General features: G+C 56.8%; 16 protein-coding genes. 7 read left to right on the top strand and 9 right to left on the bottom strand.

Features of this window, described 5'->3' with window-relative positions:
• Positions 1–151 precede the first annotated feature (151 nt).
• Positions 152–2,242 (top strand): tetratricopeptide repeat-containing sensor histidine kinase, encoded by a 2,091-nt coding sequence (locus G536_RS30450; RefSeq protein WP_022822932.1) that lies wholly within the window; start codon positions 152–154, stop codon positions 2,240–2,242.
• 125 nt (positions 2,243–2,367) lie between these two features.
• Positions 2,368–3,300, top strand: a complete 933-nt coding sequence (locus G536_RS0107310) for a flavin reductase family protein (protein ID WP_022822931.1) — start codon at positions 2,368–2,370, stop codon at positions 3,298–3,300.
• A gap of 14 nt (positions 3,301–3,314) precedes the next feature.
• On the opposite strand, the gene G536_RS0107305 is transcribed toward G536_RS0107310, so the two are convergent.
• The 3 genes from G536_RS0107305 to tsaE all read right to left on the bottom strand — a co-directional run bounded on the left by G536_RS0107305 (position 3,315) and on the right by tsaE (position 5,626).
• Positions 3,315–3,776, bottom strand: a complete 462-nt coding sequence (locus G536_RS0107305) for a hypothetical protein (RefSeq protein WP_157530473.1) — start codon at positions 3,774–3,776, stop codon at positions 3,315–3,317.
• A gap of 88 nt (positions 3,777–3,864) precedes the next feature.
• A complete protein-coding gene (locus G536_RS0107300; protein WP_022822929.1) occupies positions 3,865–5,091 on the bottom strand; it encodes an alanine dehydrogenase in 1,227 nt (408 codons plus the stop codon).
• A gap of 94 nt (positions 5,092–5,185) precedes the next feature.
• On the bottom strand, positions 5,186–5,626 hold the full coding sequence (tsaE, locus tag G536_RS0107295) for a tRNA (adenosine(37)-N6)-threonylcarbamoyltransferase complex ATPase subunit type 1 TsaE (RefSeq protein WP_071837678.1): 441 nt from the start codon (positions 5,624–5,626) through the stop codon (positions 5,186–5,188).
• A 182-nt stretch (positions 5,627–5,808) separates the two neighbouring features.
• On the opposite strand from tsaE, the gene G536_RS0107290 reads away from it, so the two are divergent.
• The 3 genes from G536_RS0107290 to G536_RS0107280 all read left to right on the top strand — a co-directional run bounded on the left by G536_RS0107290 (position 5,809) and on the right by G536_RS0107280 (position 10,678).
• Positions 5,809–7,065, top strand: coding sequence for a pyridoxal phosphate-dependent aminotransferase (locus G536_RS0107290; protein WP_026879932.1), 1,257 nt, complete (start codon positions 5,809–5,811; stop codon positions 7,063–7,065).
• 362 nt (positions 7,066–7,427) lie between these two features.
• Positions 7,428–9,872: an outer membrane beta-barrel protein gene (locus tag G536_RS0107285; RefSeq protein ID WP_051166911.1), complete on the top strand. Its 2,445-nt coding sequence runs from the start codon at positions 7,428–7,430 to the stop codon at positions 9,870–9,872.
• An 89-nt stretch (positions 9,873–9,961) separates the two neighbouring features.
• Positions 9,962–10,678 (top strand): tRNA1(Val) (adenine(37)-N6)-methyltransferase, encoded by a 717-nt coding sequence (locus tag G536_RS0107280; RefSeq protein ID WP_022822925.1) that lies wholly within the window; start codon positions 9,962–9,964, stop codon positions 10,676–10,678.
• A 31-nt stretch (positions 10,679–10,709) separates the two neighbouring features.
• Here the strand turns inward: G536_RS0107280 and G536_RS26745 are convergent, their stop codons facing one another.
• The 3 genes from G536_RS26745 to G536_RS0107265 form a co-directional block, all read right to left on the bottom strand.
• Positions 10,710–11,411: an ATP-binding cassette domain-containing protein gene (locus G536_RS26745; protein WP_022822924.1), complete on the bottom strand. Its 702-nt coding sequence runs from the start codon at positions 11,409–11,411 to the stop codon at positions 10,710–10,712.
• On the bottom strand, positions 11,404–12,348 hold the full coding sequence (locus G536_RS0107270) for a hypothetical protein (RefSeq protein ID WP_022822923.1): 945 nt from the start codon (positions 12,346–12,348) through the stop codon (positions 11,404–11,406). Before G536_RS0107270 ends, G536_RS26745 begins: the two co-directional genes overlap by 8 nt.
• Before the next feature lie 78 nt (positions 12,349–12,426).
• Positions 12,427–13,785, bottom strand: coding sequence for a saccharopine dehydrogenase C-terminal domain-containing protein (locus tag G536_RS0107265; protein WP_022822922.1), 1,359 nt, complete (start codon positions 13,783–13,785; stop codon positions 12,427–12,429).
• 215 nt (positions 13,786–14,000) lie between these two features.
• On the opposite strand from G536_RS0107265, the gene cdd reads away from it, so the two are divergent.
• Positions 14,001–14,501, top strand: a complete 501-nt coding sequence (gene cdd / locus G536_RS26740; protein WP_022822921.1) for a cytidine deaminase — start codon at positions 14,001–14,003, stop codon at positions 14,499–14,501.
• Positions 14,502–14,532: 31 nt separating this feature from the next.
• Positions 14,533–15,222, top strand: coding sequence for an alpha/beta hydrolase (locus G536_RS0107250; protein ID WP_022822920.1), 690 nt, complete (start codon positions 14,533–14,535; stop codon positions 15,220–15,222).
• Positions 15,223–15,312: 90 nt separating this feature from the next.
• Here the strand turns inward: G536_RS0107250 and G536_RS0107245 are convergent, their stop codons facing one another.
• From G536_RS0107245 to ubiE, 3 genes are all read right to left on the bottom strand, one after another.
• The gene (locus tag G536_RS0107245; RefSeq protein WP_022822919.1) at positions 15,313–16,059 is read right to left on the bottom strand and encodes an SDR family NAD(P)-dependent oxidoreductase; all 747 of its coding nucleotides are present in this window, start codon (positions 16,057–16,059) and stop codon (positions 15,313–15,315) included.
• Between the two features lie 113 nt (positions 16,060–16,172).
• Positions 16,173–16,997: a type IX secretion/gliding motility protein PorT/SprT gene (gene porT / locus G536_RS26735; RefSeq protein ID WP_084708520.1), complete on the bottom strand. Its 825-nt coding sequence runs from the start codon at positions 16,995–16,997 to the stop codon at positions 16,173–16,175.
• Positions 16,946–17,674: a bifunctional demethylmenaquinone methyltransferase/2-methoxy-6-polyprenyl-1,4-benzoquinol methylase UbiE gene (gene ubiE, locus G536_RS0107235; RefSeq protein ID WP_022822917.1), complete on the bottom strand. Its 729-nt coding sequence runs from the start codon at positions 17,672–17,674 to the stop codon at positions 16,946–16,948. Before ubiE ends, porT begins: the two co-directional genes overlap by 52 nt.
• Positions 17,675–17,762: the final 88 nt, after the last annotated feature.

The raw sequence follows: 17,762 nt of genomic DNA, 5'->3' as shown, positions 1-17,762 counted from the left end.
CACGGTTAGTGAGAACTTGTGCCGGATTTTCTCGATCAAACCAGTTGCATCCTACCAGGCAAGCCAGATTTTTACGACCAGGGTTTACCGGAAACTGTTCAGCTTTGAAAGCCGGTAATGCATAGCGTATTTCCTATTCGTACCTTTTCACATGATTTCACGATTACTCGCCGGGATTCTGCTTGTTTTACTGCTGCCCTTCAGTTGGGCAACGGCCCAGAGCCCGCAAACGGCAACCGTGCGGCAAGCCTTGGCGCAGGCCACTTCCGACACCAGCCGGGTGCTGCTGCTGGCCAACCTAAGTGCCACGTACCGCTATTCTCATTTCGATTCGGTGCGGTGGTACGCCAAGCAGGGCTTGCAGCTGGCTCGCCGCATCAGCTACGGCAAAGGCGAAGGCCGTTGCCTGTCCCGCTTGGCCATTCTGCTGTCGGAGCGGGGCAACCTGCCGGCCGCGTTACGGCTCAACCTCCGGGCTTTGCAGCTGTGTAAAGCCGCCCAGGATTACGAAGGCACCGCCCGCATCCTCAACCAAACCGGGCTGCTGTACTTCGCCCTCGACGATTTTCGTCCTTCACTAAGCTACTATTTCCGGGCTCAGGAAAACTACCGGCTAGGGCACATCACCGATGTTTCGCAGTTGACCAGTGTTCTGACTAACATCGGAGCCAGCTATGAAGGTTTGGGCAAACTCGATTCGGCAGCCTTTTATTTACATAAAGCCTTTGTTCTTACTCAGCCCCCGCCGGCCGCCGGCTGGAGTTGCTGGGGCAACCCCAGGCCTTATGTTCTGCGGGAACTAGGGCTGCTGCAAGCTGCCCTGGGCTACCAGGGCCAGGCATTACGCTACTATCACCGCAGCGCCCAGGCTGCCATGCCCGAAAACGACTTGCGCAGCCGCTGCCGGGCCTTTCAATACATGGCCGAGCTCTACCACAAGCGCCAGCAACCCGATTCCAGCATTCTCTACGCGCGGAAGGCCCTGACAGTGGGCCAGAGTCTGCCCTTTGTGGTGGCAGTACTGCGCACGAGCCGGCTGTTGGCCGATGCTTTCCAAGCCCGACAGCAAAACGACAGCACCCTCAAATACCTGCGCATCATGCTCACGGCCCAGGACAGCTTGCAAAACCCCAAACGTATCAAGCAACTCGATGCTATTGGCTTTGCCGAGCAGCAGCGTTTAGGACAGTTGGAAGAGGAAAGTGCTCAGTTTGCCGAAAAGGCCCGTACCTACGCACTATGGGCCGGGCTGGGAGCTTCGCTGCTAGTGGCCTTGGCCTTGTGGCGCTACACGTATCAGCAACGCAAAGCCAACCAGCGCCTACTCCTGCTCAACGACCGGGTGAACCAGCAGAAAATGGAGCTAACGCAGCAGCGCGACACCCTAGCCCGCATGGTGCAGGAGCTGCGTACCACCCAGAGCCAACTGGTACTCCGCGAAAAAATGGCCTCGTTGGGTGAACTGATGGCTGGCGTAGCGCACGAAATCAAGAACCCGATAAGCAGCGTGAAGAACTTTGCGGCCATCAGCGTGGGTCTGTGCCAAGAGCTGCGCGAAGAGCTAGCCAAGGTATTATTACCCATTGATGATCAACAGATTATCGATGAGATGTTTCAGAATTTGAGTCAGTATCAGTCGGATATTGTAAAGCACTGCCAGCGGGCCGAGGGTTACGTCAACAGCATGCTCGACTACTCCAGCACCGGCCCAGCCCAGCGCCAGCCCACCGACCTCAACCTGCTGACCAACGAGTACATGCGCCTCACTTACCACGACCTGCGCCTGAAAAACCGCCACTTTAACTCTGCTCTCTTCTCCCACCTTGATGATACGCTGCCGATGATGCCGGTGGTCCGGCAGGAACTCGGCCGAGTGATGGTGAGCTTGTTTACCAACGCCTTTTACGCCGTGCACAAGCGCCAGCAGCAAACCACCGAAGACGACTACGTACCGCAGATTACGCTGCAAACCCGCAACCTCGGCGAGCAGGTGGAAATCCGGGTGCGCGACAATGGCCTTGGCATCAACGAAGAAACGCAGTCGGCTATTTTTCAGCGCTTTTTCACCACCAAGCCCGATGGCGAAGGCGTAGGCCTGGGCTTGTGGGTGAGTTACGACATCATCACGCGCAGCCACGGCGGCACCATAGCAGTGGAGAGCCAGCCCGGCCAGTACAGCGAATTCATCATTACGCTCCCCCTGCAAGGCAAACCCACCGTGCCCACCGCCTGGACGAATTGATTTTTCGATTTGCTAATTGATGACGTGTTGATTGTTACTTGATCAACCGGAAGTAGCCGTGATTTACGGTTTATAATCCCTCCTATAACCTGGCAATTCTCCATTAGCATCAGGACATCACATACATGAGCACATCAGCACATCTACCTTCTTTTCGTACGATTACGCCAGGCACGTTGCCGGGGCCGGAGTGGCACCAGTTTCTGTTGAGTGCCGTAGCGCCGCGGCCGGTGGCCTTTGTCAGTACCATTTCGGCGGCGGGTGAAGTGAATCTGAGCCCGTACTCGTTTTTCAACGTGTTCAGTTCCAACCCGTCCACGCTTATCTTCTCGCCGGCCAACCGCGTCCGCGACAACACCCAGAAACACACGCTCTTCAACGTGCGCGAGGTGCCCGAGTGCGTGGTCAACATCTGCGACTACGCCGTGGTGGAGCAGATGTCGTTGGCCAGCACGGAGTATGGGCGGGGCGTGAATGAGTTCGTGAAAGCCGGCCTCACCGAGCTAGCCTCCGACAGAGTGCGCCCGCCGCGCGTGGCCGAGTGCCCGGTGTCGTTGGAGTGCGTGGTGGAACAGATTATTGCCATTGGAGATTCTAACGGCGGCGGCAACCTCGTAATTTGCCGCGTCGTGCAGGCCCATTTCCGCGAGAGTATCCTACTAGACTCCGGCCCTGGCATCGACCCGCATAAGTTCGATGCCGTCGCCCGCCTCGCCGGCGACTGGTACAGCCGCGTTACGCCCGAAAGTTTGTTCACGGTGCCCAAACCCAACCGCAACCTGGGCATCGGCATCGACCAGCTACCCGAACACATCCGGACCTCCGACATCCTCACCGGCAACAACCTGGGCCGCCTCGCCAACATCGAGCAAACCGCCATTCCCACCCCCGAGCAAGTTCAGGAGTTCAAGCACGACCCGTTGGTAAGCGTCCTACTCCAACAGCATTTCGGCAACCCCACCGAGCAGCGGCAGCAACTCATGCTACTCGGCAAGCAGTTGCTAGAGGAAGGGAAGTTGCTGGAAGCGTGGAAGGTGTTGCTGCTAGCGGCCAAATAGGCCATTAATTAGAATTACGAAGGCAGCAGTCGAAAGAACTTCGTCTTGAGCCGGCGCGAGAGGTACTGGGGCAGCGGGCCACCTTGGGCGTAAACATCCATCACGCGTTGATATTGTTGCGGCCCGAAACGACTGAGGCGGAAAATCCCGTAACCTGCCAGCAAACTACCAACCACTAAATCCTCGTTGGCTTCCTGCTGGAGGCCCCGGTAGTATTCCTTTTCTTCTCTCTTCAAACCGGAAGCGGCCAGTACTGTCTTTTTCACTACCCCCGAAGCCAGTATGCCCACGCCCGTTTCCAGCCAGTCGCGGGTAGCTTTGGAGCGCTGCATGAAAAGGTGCTGCACGGCCCGCAGCGTGTCCGCACGGTCGTAGCGGATAGCACTCAAGTCATTGCGGATTGAGGTAGTTTGGGCGCGAGCGGTAATTATGGTGGCTAGTAGACCAGTAGACAACAAGAGTATGTATCTAGGCATAAGCAGAACAGGTAAGTCGACCCGCGTTTGGGCACAATATTCGCGCCGGTTCTCTCAGCCTTAGGCGTATTATTCAACAATCTACGTTCTAATTCCGCACGGCAATCATCAGGCTTAGTTCCTTATAGCGCATATTGAAGCGCTTGGCGATGGTAGCGTTGGTGAGCGAGCCTTTATAGATATACACGCCGCTGCGGAAATGCTCGTTCGAGAACAGCACCTCGTTGATGCCGCCGTGCTGGCTGATTTCCTGCAAAATGGGCGTGAAGATGTTGCTCAGGGCGTTGGTAGCGGTGCGCGGCACGCGGCTGGCAATGTTGGGCACGCAGTAGTGAATAACGTCGTACTTGCGGAAGACCGGCTTGTTGTGGGTGGTCATTTCGCTGGTTTCGAAGCAGCCACCTTGGTCAATACTCACGTCGATTATCACCGAGCCGGGCGCCATGCTGGCCACCATGCTTTCGGGCACCATAAACGGCACGCGGCCCTCTTCGGAGTTCAGGGCCCCGATTACCACGTCGGCACGGCGGATTTGCTGGCTTAACGCGAAGGTGTCGAGAGTGCTGGTGTAGAGCTGGGTGCCCAGGTTTTGCTTGAGCCGGCGCAGCTTATAAATGTGATTGTCAAACACCTTCACTTCGGCGCCGAGGCCAGTAGCGGCGCGGGCGGCGTATTCGGCCACGGTGCCCGCCCCCAGAATCACCACCTGGGAAGGCGGCACACCGGTAATACCACCCAGGATAATACCCTTGCCTTCGTTGGAGCGGGCCAGGTATTCGGCAGCAATCAGCATGACGGTCGAGCCGGCAATTTCGCTCATGGCCCGCACCACCGGCCGCGCGCCGCTGGGGTCCTTAATCAGCTCGAAGCTGATGGCATTCACCTTCTTACGGGTGAGAGCCATAACGTACTCGGCGGTGAGCGTACCGAATTGCAGCGCTGAAATCAGGGTCTGGTTGGCTTTCAGAAACTCGATTTCGTCCTGAGTGGGCGGGGCCACTTTCAGGATGAGGTCGGCTTCGTACACTTCCTTCTGCGAATAGGCAATGGTGGCGCCGGCTTCGGAGTAGTCGTGGTCGGAGTACTTGCTGGGCTCCCCTGCCCCGCTTTCCATCACCACTTCGTGGCCTTCCTCTACCAAGTGCTTTACCGCCTCCGGCGTCAGGCAGATGCGGTTTTCCTGGAGCGACGTTTCCCGCGGCAGCCCGATAAACAGCTTACGCTTGCGCACCTCCACGGCCAGCATGGATTCTTGGGTGAAATAGGCGCGGCTAGCCGCCAACGACTCGAATCCGGGAGGTACTGCTTCGGGCATTTTTCAATTGAAAATTGAGAATCAAAAACTAAAAATTGGGAGGGCTGTCCGATGAACACCTTGGAAAGGGCGGTGGCACGAACAATCCTGATTTTTAATTCGTAATTTTTAATTCCCTCGACTCGTCGCCAGTAACGGTGAGCCGGATAAGTAGTCGGTTGGAAGGTAAGAGCGGCTCAATACGGCTGGGCCACTCTATCAGGCAAAGATAGCCAGAATCGAAGTACTCCAACGCGCCAATCCGTTCGGCTTCATCCGGACTGTCGAGGCGGTAGAAGTCGAAGTGGTAGATGGGATGGTTGCGGACGTCGCGGTACTCATTGACAAGGGCGAAGGTGGGGCTGCTGACGTCGGCGGCCAGCACGCCCATAGTTTCGCACAGCGCCTTGATAAACGTGGTTTTGCCCGCGCCCATCTCCCCCTCAAAGCACACGATAGTAGCCGATTGCCCCTCAATAACGTCGCGCACTCGGGAAGCGACGGCGGGCAAGGCGGCCAGGTTGGGCAGTTGAATCTCAAGCAACGGAGCAGACATATTGCGGCAGTTTTAGGGATACAAGTTTACGAAATGACGCAACAGCACGAGCTGTCATTCCGACGCCGGAAGAATCTGAGTGAAGAAGTTAAAGTAAATAATACCAGATTTTTCCTGCTTCGAAATGACAGTTTCGTATGAGCCTTAGGCTCTATATTTGGCCGACCAAAACACCTTTCCTCATGCAAGTTTCGCGAATGGCGGGTAGCCTGATTGGCTCCGAAATCATCAAAATAGGCAATGAAGTAAACGAGATGATCCGGAAGGGGGAGCAGATTTGCAACCTGACCATCGGCGACTTCGACCCGACCATCTTCCCCATTCCAACCGAGTTACAAACTGAAATCACTGCCGCCTACCAGGCCGGCAACACCAACTACCCACCCGCCAATGGTATGGCTGCACTGCGCGAAGCCGCTACCGCCTTCACCAAGCAGCGGCTGGGGTTGGAGTACTCCCCCAACGACGTGCTGGTAGCCGGCGGCTCCCGGCCGCTCATCTACGCTACCTACTTGGCCCTTATCGACCCCGGCGACCGGGTGGTGTTTCCGGTACCAAGTTGGAACAACAACCACTACTGCCACCTCTCTGGTGCCGAGGCGGTGATGGTGGAAACGCTGCCCGAAAACAACTTCATGCCTACCGCCGCCGAGCTAGCCCCGCACCTACCCGGCGCGACGCTGCTGGCGTTATGCTCCCCGCTCAACCCCACCGGCACCGTGTTTTCGCGGCAGAACCTGCTGGAAATCTGCGATTTGGTAGTAGCCGAAAACCTGCGCCGCCAGCCCGATGAGAAGCCACTGTATCTGCTTTACGACCAGATTTACTGGATGCTAACCTTCGGCGAAACCCAGCACTTCGACCCCGTAAACCTGCGCCCCGAACTGCGCGACTATACTATTTATATTGATGGCATCTCAAAGTGCTTGGCCGCTACCGGGGTGCGCGTGGGCTACGCATTTGGTCCGGCCACGGTCATCGACAAGATGAAGTCGATTCTGGGCCACGTGGGGGCCTGGGCGCCCAAGGCCGAGCAAGTAGCCACCGCCAAGTACCTACCACAGACCGAGGCGGTTGACCAGTTTACAACCGATTTTAAAGCCAACATCCAACGCAGCCTCGACACACTGCACAAGGGCTTGCAAGATCTGCAGCGCCAGGGCCTGCCTGTCGATTCGATGGTGCCAATGGGGGCTATTTACCTCACGGCTAAGCTGGACGTACTAGGCCGCACTACTCCGGCTGGCGAGGTGCTAGCTACCACTAAAGACCTTACGTTCTACCTGATTAAGGAAGCCCGGCTGGCCCTGGTACCTTTCAGTGCGTTTGGCACCTCCGATACGGCACCGTGGTTCCGTATGTCAGTAGGCGGCGCTTCCTTGGCGTCTATTGAGGCCGCTTTGCCCCGCTTGAAAGCTGCTTTGGAAGCATTACGCTAATAAGTGGGGCTATACTTGTAGCCCCACTTAATGCACATTACTCTTGGTTGCAGTAAAACCCTGACTAGTTGAGGTTTCCTGAATAATTCAGCACCTCTATGGTCGGGTTTTTTGCATTTTACTGTGCACCTTGCTTTTCGTAGAATGCTCTTTTTGTTAGTATTATTATCTGTCCCTACATTATTTAGCTCAATTATATAGTATCTTTCCTACGCGTATTCGACAGTTTATTCTTTGAATTCTACTAGTTGAGTGCGTAAACTGCTCTGCTATACTTTACCACGAAGCACTCCTTACAATATTATTTGCTTCGCTGGTCACACCTCTTGCACGCTCCGGTTTCTCACTCACGGATGGTGCCCATGTTTTTTGCCTTTGCCCAGCCTTCGGGTTGGTTTGTATGCTTGCTGGCCACACTGTTGCTGCCAGTTTTTCCGCTGGCGGCCCAAAACCTGGCGCCTGTCAGCGGCGTGGTGAATGTTCGGGATGGAGCAGCCGTAGAGGCGGCTACAGTCACGCTACATCGTGCCACCGACTCACTGACAGTCAAAACGGAATTCAGCGCCACTGATGGTCGCTTTACACTTGCTGCTCCCGAGCCAGGAAACTATCTGGTGTCGGTGGTGCAGTTGGGTTATGTGCGCGTCTGGGTGGGCCCGGTGGAAGTTTCAGCTGCGGCCTCGGCGCCGCTTGTTGTAGCGTTGGTGCCTACTACGGTGCAGCTTAAAGAAGTGACCGTAACGGGCCAGAAAACAGTATTCGAGCGTTTGCCAGACCGCACCATCATCAACGTGGAAAACAGCACCCTCGCCAGTGGTAACACGGCGCTTGATGTGCTAAGCCGAGCTCCTGGCGTAACCGTTGCCGGCAACGATAACTTAGCGCTACGGGGTAAACAGGGCTTGCTGGTACTCCTCGATGGCAAGCGGGTACCCGTCACGGGCACTGAGTTGGCGACGCTGCTTCGCTCGTTGCCAGCCGAGCAAGTCAGCACCATAGAGTTGATAACCAATCCACCCGCCAAGTACGACGCACAGGGCGGAGCCGGTATCATTGCCATAAACCTCAAGAGAGACCAGCGCCTGGGCACCAACGGCAGCGCCAACATCAGCTACGGCCGTGGGCGGTATGGCAAACTGAACACTGGCTTGTCGTTGAATCACCGCAACCGGACCTTCAACCTCTATGGATCCTACTCCTACACCGACCGTAACGGCTTTCAAAATTTAGCCTTCGACCGGAGCTACTTCCGGAACAAGCAGCTGACCTCCAGCAGTTCACAGTACAACGCGCGGCGCGTTGATGTGGAGTCGCACACCTGGAAAACTGGTCTTGATTACACCCTCAATCCTCGTACTACGCTGGGCGCGGTGGTAAGCGGCCTGGGTAGCAGTACCCCCGTGGATGGCAGCAACAGCTCAGCGTTTTACGACGGTACCGGGCAGCCTACGCTTGGGTATACTGCCCGCAACCTGAGCGTGGTCCACACGCCCAACGTAGCCGGTAACCTCACCTTACGCCACCTATTCCCTGCCGACTCAGTAGGCACGCCAGAACTAACCGCCGACGCCGATATAGCCCGCTACGGTACCAACCGAAATTTGTCGTTGGCTACCACCTACTTCTTCCCGTCGCGCGCGCCACGCCTACTCACCAGTGCGCAAGACGGCACGCTCACCATCCAGTCGGTTAAGGCTGATTACGTGCGCCCCCTGCGGGGCGGGCTGCGGCTGGAAGCAGGCCTAAAAGCCAGCTGGGTGCATTCCGACAACGATGTGGTGTTTTATACCACTGCCGGCGGTATAACCTTGCTAGACCCCAACCAGTCCAGCCGCTTTCAATACAGAGAGAACATCAACGCAGGCTACGTAAGTGTCGGCCATAGCACGCCGGAGCTTACTCTAACAGCTGGGCTACGCGCCGAGCAAACCAACGCCACCGGCCGGCAAACCCAGGCCAGTGGCAATTTCGACCGGCACTACTTCCAGCTGTTTCCTAACCTGAGCGTGCGCCATACGATTTCCAAAACCCACGAAATCGGCTTTTCACTTAGCCGCCGCCTCGACCGACCGACCTACAGCCAGCTCAATCCCCTGCGCTTTTACGTAGACCCCACCACGTACCGGGCCGGTAATCCGGCTTTGCAAGCTCAGCCAAGCTACAAAGCCGAGCTAACCTACACGCTGAACAAGCTCACCAGCAGTTTGAGCTACGCTTATACCACCCGGCCTATCGTGTCGGTGTATGGCCTCGAAAACGACACCTTGGTTCGCTCAACGTATGCGAATCTGGCGAATGAGCACTACTACGCTTTCACACTGACGGCCCCACTCAGCCCCGCCAAGTGGTGGCAGCTGTACGCCGACGCCGAGCTGTTTTACATTTATTTCAATGGCACCTTCGCTGGCTCGGCCACGCTGCCCGGTCAAATAGGCGCTATTCTGAGCGTTAATAACTCGTTTGAGTTGGGCAAAGGCTGGACCGCCGACGTGAATGGTAGCTACCACTCGCGCGAGCAGTATGCCTTTGAGTTGATTCGCTCGTTCGGGCAGCTGTCGGTGGGGATGCAGAAGAGCCTGCTGGCCGGGCGAGGCACTCTGCGCCTGAATGCCACCGACCTGCTTTACACCGCGCCAGTCCGCTCATCGGCGCGTTATGAGGTTATTAGGGCCAATCAGCGCAGCAGCCAGGATACCCGCGTGGTAACCGTTGCGTTTAGCTATAATTTTGGCAGCAAGGAAGTAGCCCCTACCCGCAAGCGTGCTACCGGCGCCGAAGATGAAAAGCGCCGCGCCGCCGGACAATAGGCAGGCAGCAAAACCGGGGCTTCAACGAATTTGCACTGACTTGTCGGGCCGGTGCAGCAGACAATCCTCCCCTATCTTCCCACAGTCCGGTGGCTAACTCGTATTTTCAGTTCAAGCAGTTTCGCATCGAGCAGAGCGAGTGCGCCATGAAGGTGAGCACCGATGCCTGTGTACTGGGTGCCGCAGCTGATATAGCCATGGCCCAGCGCATACTGGATATAGGTACGGGCACCGGCTTACTGGCTTTAATGGCTGCCCAACGCAACAAGGCCGCCACCATCGAAGCCGTGGAGCTAGACCCAGCCGCGGCAAGCCAAGCCACCGAAAACTTCCGAGCTAGTCCGTGGGCGCCGCGCCTCCGCCTGCATGCCCAGGCCCTAGCAGAATTTGCGGCTACTAGCCCAGATCCGTTCGACCACATCCTGTGCAACCCGCCGTTCTTCCGCCACTCCTTACGCCCCCCCGATGCCCAGCGCGCCACCGCCCGCCACACCGCTCCAGATACGCTGTCTTTTCTGGAGCTGGCGCAGTTTGCAGCTGATTTCCTTACCATGCAGGGCCTGCTGACCGTATTACTCCCGCCACCAGAAATGCAGCATTTCGAGCGGGACGCCACTCACGCCGGCTTGTTCCCACTCACGCGCCTGGTACTGCGGCACCGAATTGGCAGCAAGCCGCTACGCCACATTACAGCTTTCGGCAAACAGCCACAGCCTGTGCAGACGCAGGAGTTGTTGGTCACGGCAAACGACGAATATTCACCGGACTTTCAGGCGTTATTGGGGCCGTTTTACTTGGCCCTGTGATGAGCTAACAGTGCAACACGCACTGTGGCAATCAGCTTTCTGGTAGGAGTTTTCGCACCTGAGCTAGCTTGTCTTGGTAGAAACCGTCGAGCAAATCGGGTTGGACCTGGCTGAACTCGTGGGCCAGATAACGGCGGCGCACGGTGTGGTCGGCTAGTACCGTGAGTTCGTCGCACAGTTCAGTGAGGGAGCCCAGTAGGTGCGAGGTCAGCAGGATACCGGTGCCTTGTTGGCGCAGCCGCCGCAGAATTTCCATCAGCAACAGGTTGGTAGTAAGGTCGAGGCCGTTGAAGGGCTCGTCGAGAATAAGGTAGCGGAAAGGCTGCACTAGCAGGGCCAGCAACGCCAGTTTCTTCTTCATGCCCGCCGAATATTCTTCGGCGTACTGGTCGAGAGGTAGCTCTAGCAGCTGATTCCATGGTGCAAAATCAACCACGGACCGGCCGCGGGCTTGCAACGTAAATTCCAAATACTCACGGCCGGTAAGCCGGGGATAGAAGTACGGCTCATAAGGCAAAAGGCCCGTATTGGGCCGGATGGGCAGGCCTGTGGTTTCGCGCACTGTACCTTGGTAGTCGGCGTGCAGACCGTAGAGGCAGTGCAACAGCGTGGTTTTGCCAGCGCCGTTGGCTCCTACTAGGCCGTGCAGCGTACCGGGCCGCAACGTCAGGCCCACATCGTGCAGCACTTGCTGCGACCCGAATTGCTTGGAAAGCGCTACTATTTCAATCATGACGAAATGCGGATAATTGCCGGTTACTTTTCCAGATCAGCCCGAAAAAAGTTACCAGCAGCAATACCGGATACACTGGATGCCCGAACAGCAGGCACGCAACGGACACTACCGCCCCCTGCGTTAGGCGCACCAGCAAGGCATGCGGGTAGAAAGCATAGCGAACCAACACTACCATCACGAGTACAGCCACTCCCCACAGCAGCAACGCGGCAGCGCTACCCCACCCGGCAGAGGCTGTGCCCATCAGCCAAGTAAATGGCGCGGCCGTTAGCACGAAATACAGCAGCGCCAGTGCTACACGCCGTCGGAGCCAGTGGCTGGGTTGACGAAGCGCCGGCAGCAGCATCGAAGAAGGTTCGGGAGTGGCGTATAATGCGCTCAAAGTCAGAACCCACGCGCCTATGGCTAAGGCTGGGGCCAGCGGGTACTGATGCCACCAGCTAGCCGCCAGCACCAACCCACCCCACACCCAACCTGCTCTGGTTTGCCGGAAGCCACTCACCCACTCAAATGCTTCGCTACGGAACACACTGCGCCGGTGTTGGGTGCTGGTTTGGGGGCGGGCGGGCGGCACCCAGGCAGCCAACGGCACTAAGGCTACAGTCAGGGCCGCTACTTCAAGCCGCCCGAACGCCAATAGCACCAGTACTACCGGCACACTCCACAGAACATATTCAGCAGCTAGCCACTGCCGAAAATTAGGCGCGGCAAGGTGTAGAAAACCTAGGTCGGCGCGGCGGCGGTGCTGGCTTATCGTCAAGAAAAATAGAAGCAATGGCAGCAGCCACTGAGCTGTTTGGTGCTTAGACAGCACGACCAAGGCATTGCCAATTGCTGCTATCAGTACCGGGGCCAGTAGCAACGGCCGCCACCAGCCCATCTCAATTAGTTGCCGGCTGAGCACGCGCCATCGAAGCAGGAAGTAGGCTTTCACTTGAAACTAGTTAGCATAGGACATGCAACGCCGCCGTACCCGTAAACTTGTCTTTCCAGTGAGAAAAGCTCAACCCAGTTATCCTACTACTTCCTCTTCCACGAACCGGATACCGTAATCCGCCTCTAGTTCGGCCAGAATCGGTGCGTACAAATCAGCTTGGGTGGGAATGATTACGCCGCACTGCTTGATTTCGCCCCGCGCCAGCCGCCGCACTGCCATGGCTACGGGCAAGCCCACAGTTTTGGCCATAGCCGTATGCGTGGCATCATCGCCGAGTACTACCAGCGAAGACGTGCGGCGGTGATGCTGCCCACCCAGCTCGAACCCGAAAAGGTGCTGCATCACAATCATGTCGTGGTCGTGGGGTTGCAGCTGCCATTTCTCCGTTAGCAGGTACTCCAGCAACTGTGCGGGAGTGGCATCGGCGAGGACCACGGCTTTATCGGTAAACAAGCCTAGCCATTGCAGCCGCTGCATTTCGGGGCCCGTGAAAGGCAAGTCCAGGTAATCGGCAAACTGCATGGCCAAGTCTGTTTCCGTGGCTTTGCGCGGCACCGAAACCGGCAGGTAGGCTTCCAGCAATTCCCGCCATGTGAAAGTAGCGGCGTTGCCCAGCCGGCCGGAATCGTCGGTGAGGCCGAGGCGCACCAGTGCGTGCCAGGCGGCGCAATAGCCGGGCCGGCGCAGGGTGCCCCGCAGAATAGTAGGAATATTCTGCAGGCCATAAGGCGCACGGTAGCTGAGCGAGTCTCGGTTGGCGTAGCCTTCAAATGCGCCGTAGCCGGGCACTTCCAGCGGAGTAGCCGCAGCAAACAAACGCTGGTAGGGTATTAGGCGAGGGTGGCCGTTTTCCAGGTATTTGGCCGTACCCTGGCCCGCCAGCACTACGTTGCGAGGGTTCCAGGTGAACTTGTACTGCCACGGATTGTCACCTTCGGAGCCGGGTGCCAGCAAGCCGCCGCAGTACGAATGGAAAGATGTAATGTGCCCACCCCGCGTCCGAATGTCTTCAATTACCGCCATGGCCGACATATGGTCGAGGCCGGGGTCCAAGCCACATTCCATGAGAATCAGGCTGCCGGCCGCCTGTGCCTCTTCGTGCAAGCTTCTTATTTCCTCGCTCACGTAGCTGGCCGTCACCAAGTGCCGCCGATGCTGCACGCAGGTGCGTGCCACCACCCCATGAAACAGGGCCGGCAGCATCGATACTACAATGTCTGCATTGCGTACTAGCTCATCGAGTCGCGCCTCATCCTGAATGTCGAAAGGCACCGCACGGGCGTACTCGGTGTGGGCCGCCAGCACGGGCACCAGATGAGCCGGAGCCATGTCGGCCACAGTTAGAAACCAACTTTCGGTAGCCGCATGACGCAGCAAATACTGAATGAGGGAAGAAGAGGACCGGCCCGCACCGAGCAGCAACAAACGCGTCATTAGGAAAGGGTGAGTGGGTGAAGGGGTGAATGTAAGACAACAAATGTTGTCTGACTACGCAATCCACGAGCTATGCGCGTAAAGTTTTTCATTCGACGGTGCCCACAGCCGGCCATTCGCCTATTCCCTCATTGATAATTGTAGTACATTCACCGCCCCTTACGCTACCGGGGCCGCCAGTCGGAACCGGCACTTCTTTTATTCCCGCTCTTTCCATGGCCCAACCGCTCCGCCTCACTATTGATGTTGAGGTTCTCACCGAAGCTGACCTAACTCCCGCCGAAGCTACCACCTGGCAAGCGGCCCGCGCCGCCACCGACCACGCCTACGCTCCTTATTCGCACTTTCACGTAGGGTCGGCGCTGTTACTAGACGATGGCACCGTCTTTCGGGGTACCAACCAGGAAAACGCCGCCTTTCCTTCGGGCCTCTGCGCCGAGCGCACTGCACTGTTTGGCCTGGCCGCCACCCAACCCGACCGGCGCATTGTAGGCATGGCCGTAGCTGCCCGCCCCGCCAACGGCGACTTTGTAGCCGTAACCAGCTGCGGCGCATGCCGCCAGGTCATGGCCGAATATGAACACCGCCAACGCCAGGCTATTCCGCTGCTGCTACCTGGCCCTAACGGCACCATCTACCGGTTCCGTAGCCTCTCCGACCTGCTGCCGTTCGGCTTTACGCCCGATGATTTGCCGCGGCCAACGTCGAAGCAGTAAGGCCTAGGCACCGCACCAGTATTTCTCTACCATGCTTGCACACGAGCATCATCTGGTCGTTAGTCGTACGGCCCGGTACTTTCAACTAGGCGAGTTATCAAAACACACTCAGCAGGTGTGGGTAGTGTGCCACGGCTACGGGCAGCTGGCTGAGTACTTCATCCGTCACTTTGCAGCTCTTGTTGCCCCCGACCCAACGCTGGTGGTAGTGGCACCGGAAGGACTCTCCCGCTTCTACCTGGAAAATAATACCAACGGCCGGGGCCGAATCGGGGCTACCTGGATGACACGCGAAGACCGCCATGCTGAAATCGAGGACTATACAAATTACCTCAACCAACTGGCCAGCCATATTTTCGCTACTACTACCACTAACGTAGGCGTTACCGTGTTGGGCTTCTCGCAAGGAGCTGCCACGGTCAGCCGCTGGCTTACTCGCGCCCAATTCAAGCCGCGGCGGTTGGTGCTATGGGCCGGCGTTTTCCCACCCGATATGGAGCTACCTGTTGCGGCACATCTGTTACAGAACCTACCCGTTACGCTGGTAGCAGGCACCGAAGATCCATTTGTCGGTCCTGAGAAACTTGCCGCGCAACAGGAGTATCTTACGAGTCTAGGCGTTGGGTTGGACGTTTTGCGCTTCAATGGTAAGCACGCATTGCACGCAGATACACTTCGGCAGATTTATACTAACGATACTCGTACCGATAGCCTCGCCTAGCGAAGTACCCGCTTGGCGCTACAAGGCTAGTTGAAGCATCATGAAAAAGCCCCTTTGAATGGGGCTTTTTCTCTTTACCGTAGTTGGTTTCTATTCCTTATGAATAGTAGCGGCAGCACCTTGGGCAGCGGGAAATAAGAGTACCTCCGCAATATTCACGTGCGACGGACGGGTTACCATGAATTGTATAACGTCGGCTACATCCTCGGCCCGCAACGGCTCGAAACCTTTGTATACGGTTGCAGCGCGGTCAGTGTCGCCCTTGAAGCGCACCTGCGAAAACTCGGTTTCCACCGCGCCGGGATTCACCTCAGCCACTCGGATATGATGCGGCAGCAAATCCAGCCGCATTCCTTTAGTCAGGGCTGCTACGGCAGCTTTTGAGGCACAGTACACGTTGCCGTTGGCGTACGTCTCATGCCCAGCCACCGACCCGATGTTGATAATATGCCCACTTTGGCGGCGCATCATGGTTGGCAACAAGGCTTTGCTCACGTACAGCAAACCCTTCACGTTGCCGTCCAGCATGGCATCCCAGTCTGCAGGGTCACCATTCTGGATGGGGGCCAGTCCGTGGGCGTTACCGGCATTGTTAATCAACACATCCACTTCGGCAAATTCGGCGGGCAGGCTGGCAATAGCGGCTTCTGTGGCAGCTCGGTCGCGCACATCAAACGTGAGAATATGCACGGGCACCGTGGCTAGCACTTTCGCCAGCTCATCCAGCCGCTCCCGCCGCCGGCCAGTTACTACCAACCGAAAGCCCACCTTGCCCAATGCTACGGCTGTAGCCCGGCCAATACCCGACGAAGCGCCGGTAATAAACGCAGTTTTCATAGGTTGTTGAGTTGTTTAATTGCGAATAGCTGCATTGTTGTATGGGTGGCTACTCTGACATTCAGGGCAGAACGGCCAACCATACAACAATGCAGCTATCCGCAATTCATGTTCTATTCGAATGTGAGGTATAGCGTTACGGTATTGCTACGCAGGCTTTGCAAGCTGTTGCTATACACATTGTTGCTAGGCTCATAGAGGTTTTTTAGGCCGTGCGAGAAGCGCAATTCAGGCGCGAATTTGAAGTACGGATAAAACAAATCCAGCCCGATACCATATTCAATGGCCATGTCGGTATTGGCGGCCGTAATCTGATTACGGTCCGGGTCTTTGCGGCGGTTGCCTACGTTCACGCTAGGCTTCACCCCTCCCACCACGTACACTCTGGTGTTGCGGCGCCGCTCTGAATGAAACTTAAGCAGCAATGGAAAATCGGCTTGGGTAGCTCCTACTTCCTGCGTGATAATCTCAGTTGGGTCATTCATTCTCGCTGGGTCGGGCGTGTAGCCCAGCGGCTTAAACTCAATCTGGCGAGTAACGAAGCTCACGCCCGGCGCAAAACGCAAGTTGAAATAGTCCCCCAATCGTGCATCTCCCACAAACCCCACCGAAAAGCCTGCGCTACTGATGGCATTGGCTGTTACCCCACGGTTGGTGTTCAGGTTCTGAATATAAGCAGTTGACTGCTCAATTACGAATCGGGAACTGTGCGGCGCAATATAGAAACCCGGGTGAAACCACTTGTCGTCGTAGCCCGGCAGGTTATTTACGGTAATCGACTTCACCCGGCCACCTTTGCCACGGCTAGCACTGGAACTGCTTTTGCGCTGGGCCTGCGCCCCCAAGGAAGTGGCTAGCGCAAGGAATGATACCAGCGCAACGCGGCCTATTTGTGAGCGGTGTAAATGGAGCTGATGCCGAAGGTCAGGGGTTGCCATGCAGGAGTGTTAAAGCCCACTTCCCGGAGAATAGCCAGGAAGTCGGGGCCGTCGGGAAAGGCCTGCACCGACTCGGGCAGGTAGGTATAAGCGGAATTGTCTTTGGAAATCATCTTGCCAAAGACGGGCAGCACGCGCCGAAAATAGAAATTATAGGCTTGCTTGAGTGGAAATGCCGTAGGTTTTGAGAATTCCAGAATCACCAGCTTGCCACCCGGCCGCAGTACGCGCCGCATTTCAGTTAGTCCTTTGGTTAGGTTTTCAAAGTTACGCACCCCAAACGAGGCGGTTACGGCATCAAAGTGGTTGTCGGGATACGGCAAGTTTTCTGAGTCGCCGAGTTCCAGTTGAATGCGGTTAGACAACCCTTTTTCCTGGAGTTTACGGCGGCCTACTTCCAGCATGCCTTCCGAAATATCCACGCCCGTCACTTGCGCGTCGGTGGAGGCCGCGCGTAGCGTTTCAATTGCGAAATCAGCCGTGCCGGTAGCAATATCAAGGATGCGGGCCGGGCGTAGGGCTTTTAGCTCGCTTACCGCCTTGCGGCGCCAATAAATGTCGGTGCCAACACTCAGGAAGTGGTTCAGGAAGTCATACTTGCCCGCAATGCTATTAAACATGTGGGCTACCTGGGACTTCTTGCCAGCGGTGTCGTCTTTGTAGGGTACTACGGCCATGGTTCTGGGGCGAACAACGAGGATACGAACAGCAAAATTGCCCAATCATAACGTCTGTTCAGCCATTATGTTGAAAAAAAAGCGGGCC

Origin of the sequence: Hymenobacter norwichensis DSM 15439 (genome assembly GCF_000420705.1) — a bacterium.
GTDB lineage: Bacteria > Bacteroidota > Bacteroidia > Cytophagales > Hymenobacteraceae > Hymenobacter > Hymenobacter norwichensis.
This window is presented reverse-complemented; position numbering and strand designations above follow the sequence as displayed.

Coding starts and splice junctions, on each gene's coding strand:
- G536_RS0107310 (WP_022822931.1), top strand. CDS start 2,368: ATGAGCACATCAGCACATCTACCTTCTTTTCGTACGATTACGCCAGGC.
- ubiE (WP_022822917.1), bottom strand. CDS start 17,674: ATGGCCGTAGTACCCTACAAAGACGACACCGCTGGCAAGAAGTCCCAG.
- G536_RS26745 (WP_022822924.1), bottom strand. CDS start 11,411: ATGATTGAAATAGTAGCGCTTTCCAAGCAATTCGGGTCGCAGCAAGTG.
- G536_RS0107305 (WP_157530473.1), bottom strand. CDS start 3,776: ATGCCTAGATACATACTCTTGTTGTCTACTGGTCTACTAGCCACCATA.
- tsaE (WP_071837678.1), bottom strand. CDS start 5,626: ATGTCTGCTCCGTTGCTTGAGATTCAACTGCCCAACCTGGCCGCCTTG.
- G536_RS0107245 (WP_022822919.1), bottom strand. CDS start 16,059: ATGAAAACTGCGTTTATTACCGGCGCTTCGTCGGGTATTGGCCGGGCT.
- G536_RS0107285 (WP_051166911.1), top strand. CDS start 7,428: ATGTTTTTTGCCTTTGCCCAGCCTTCGGGTTGGTTTGTATGCTTGCTG.
- porT (WP_084708520.1), bottom strand. CDS start 16,997: ATGGCAACCCCTGACCTTCGGCATCAGCTCCATTTACACCGCTCACAA.
- G536_RS0107290 (WP_026879932.1), top strand. CDS start 5,809: ATGCAAGTTTCGCGAATGGCGGGTAGCCTGATTGGCTCCGAAATCATC.
- cdd (WP_022822921.1), top strand. CDS start 14,001: ATGGCCCAACCGCTCCGCCTCACTATTGATGTTGAGGTTCTCACCGAA.
- G536_RS0107265 (WP_022822922.1), bottom strand. CDS start 13,785: ATGACGCGTTTGTTGCTGCTCGGTGCGGGCCGGTCCTCTTCTTCCCTC.
- G536_RS0107250 (WP_022822920.1), top strand. CDS start 14,533: ATGCTTGCACACGAGCATCATCTGGTCGTTAGTCGTACGGCCCGGTAC.
- G536_RS30450 (WP_022822932.1), top strand. CDS start 152: ATGATTTCACGATTACTCGCCGGGATTCTGCTTGTTTTACTGCTGCCC.
- G536_RS0107300 (WP_022822929.1), bottom strand. CDS start 5,091: ATGCCCGAAGCAGTACCTCCCGGATTCGAGTCGTTGGCGGCTAGCCGC.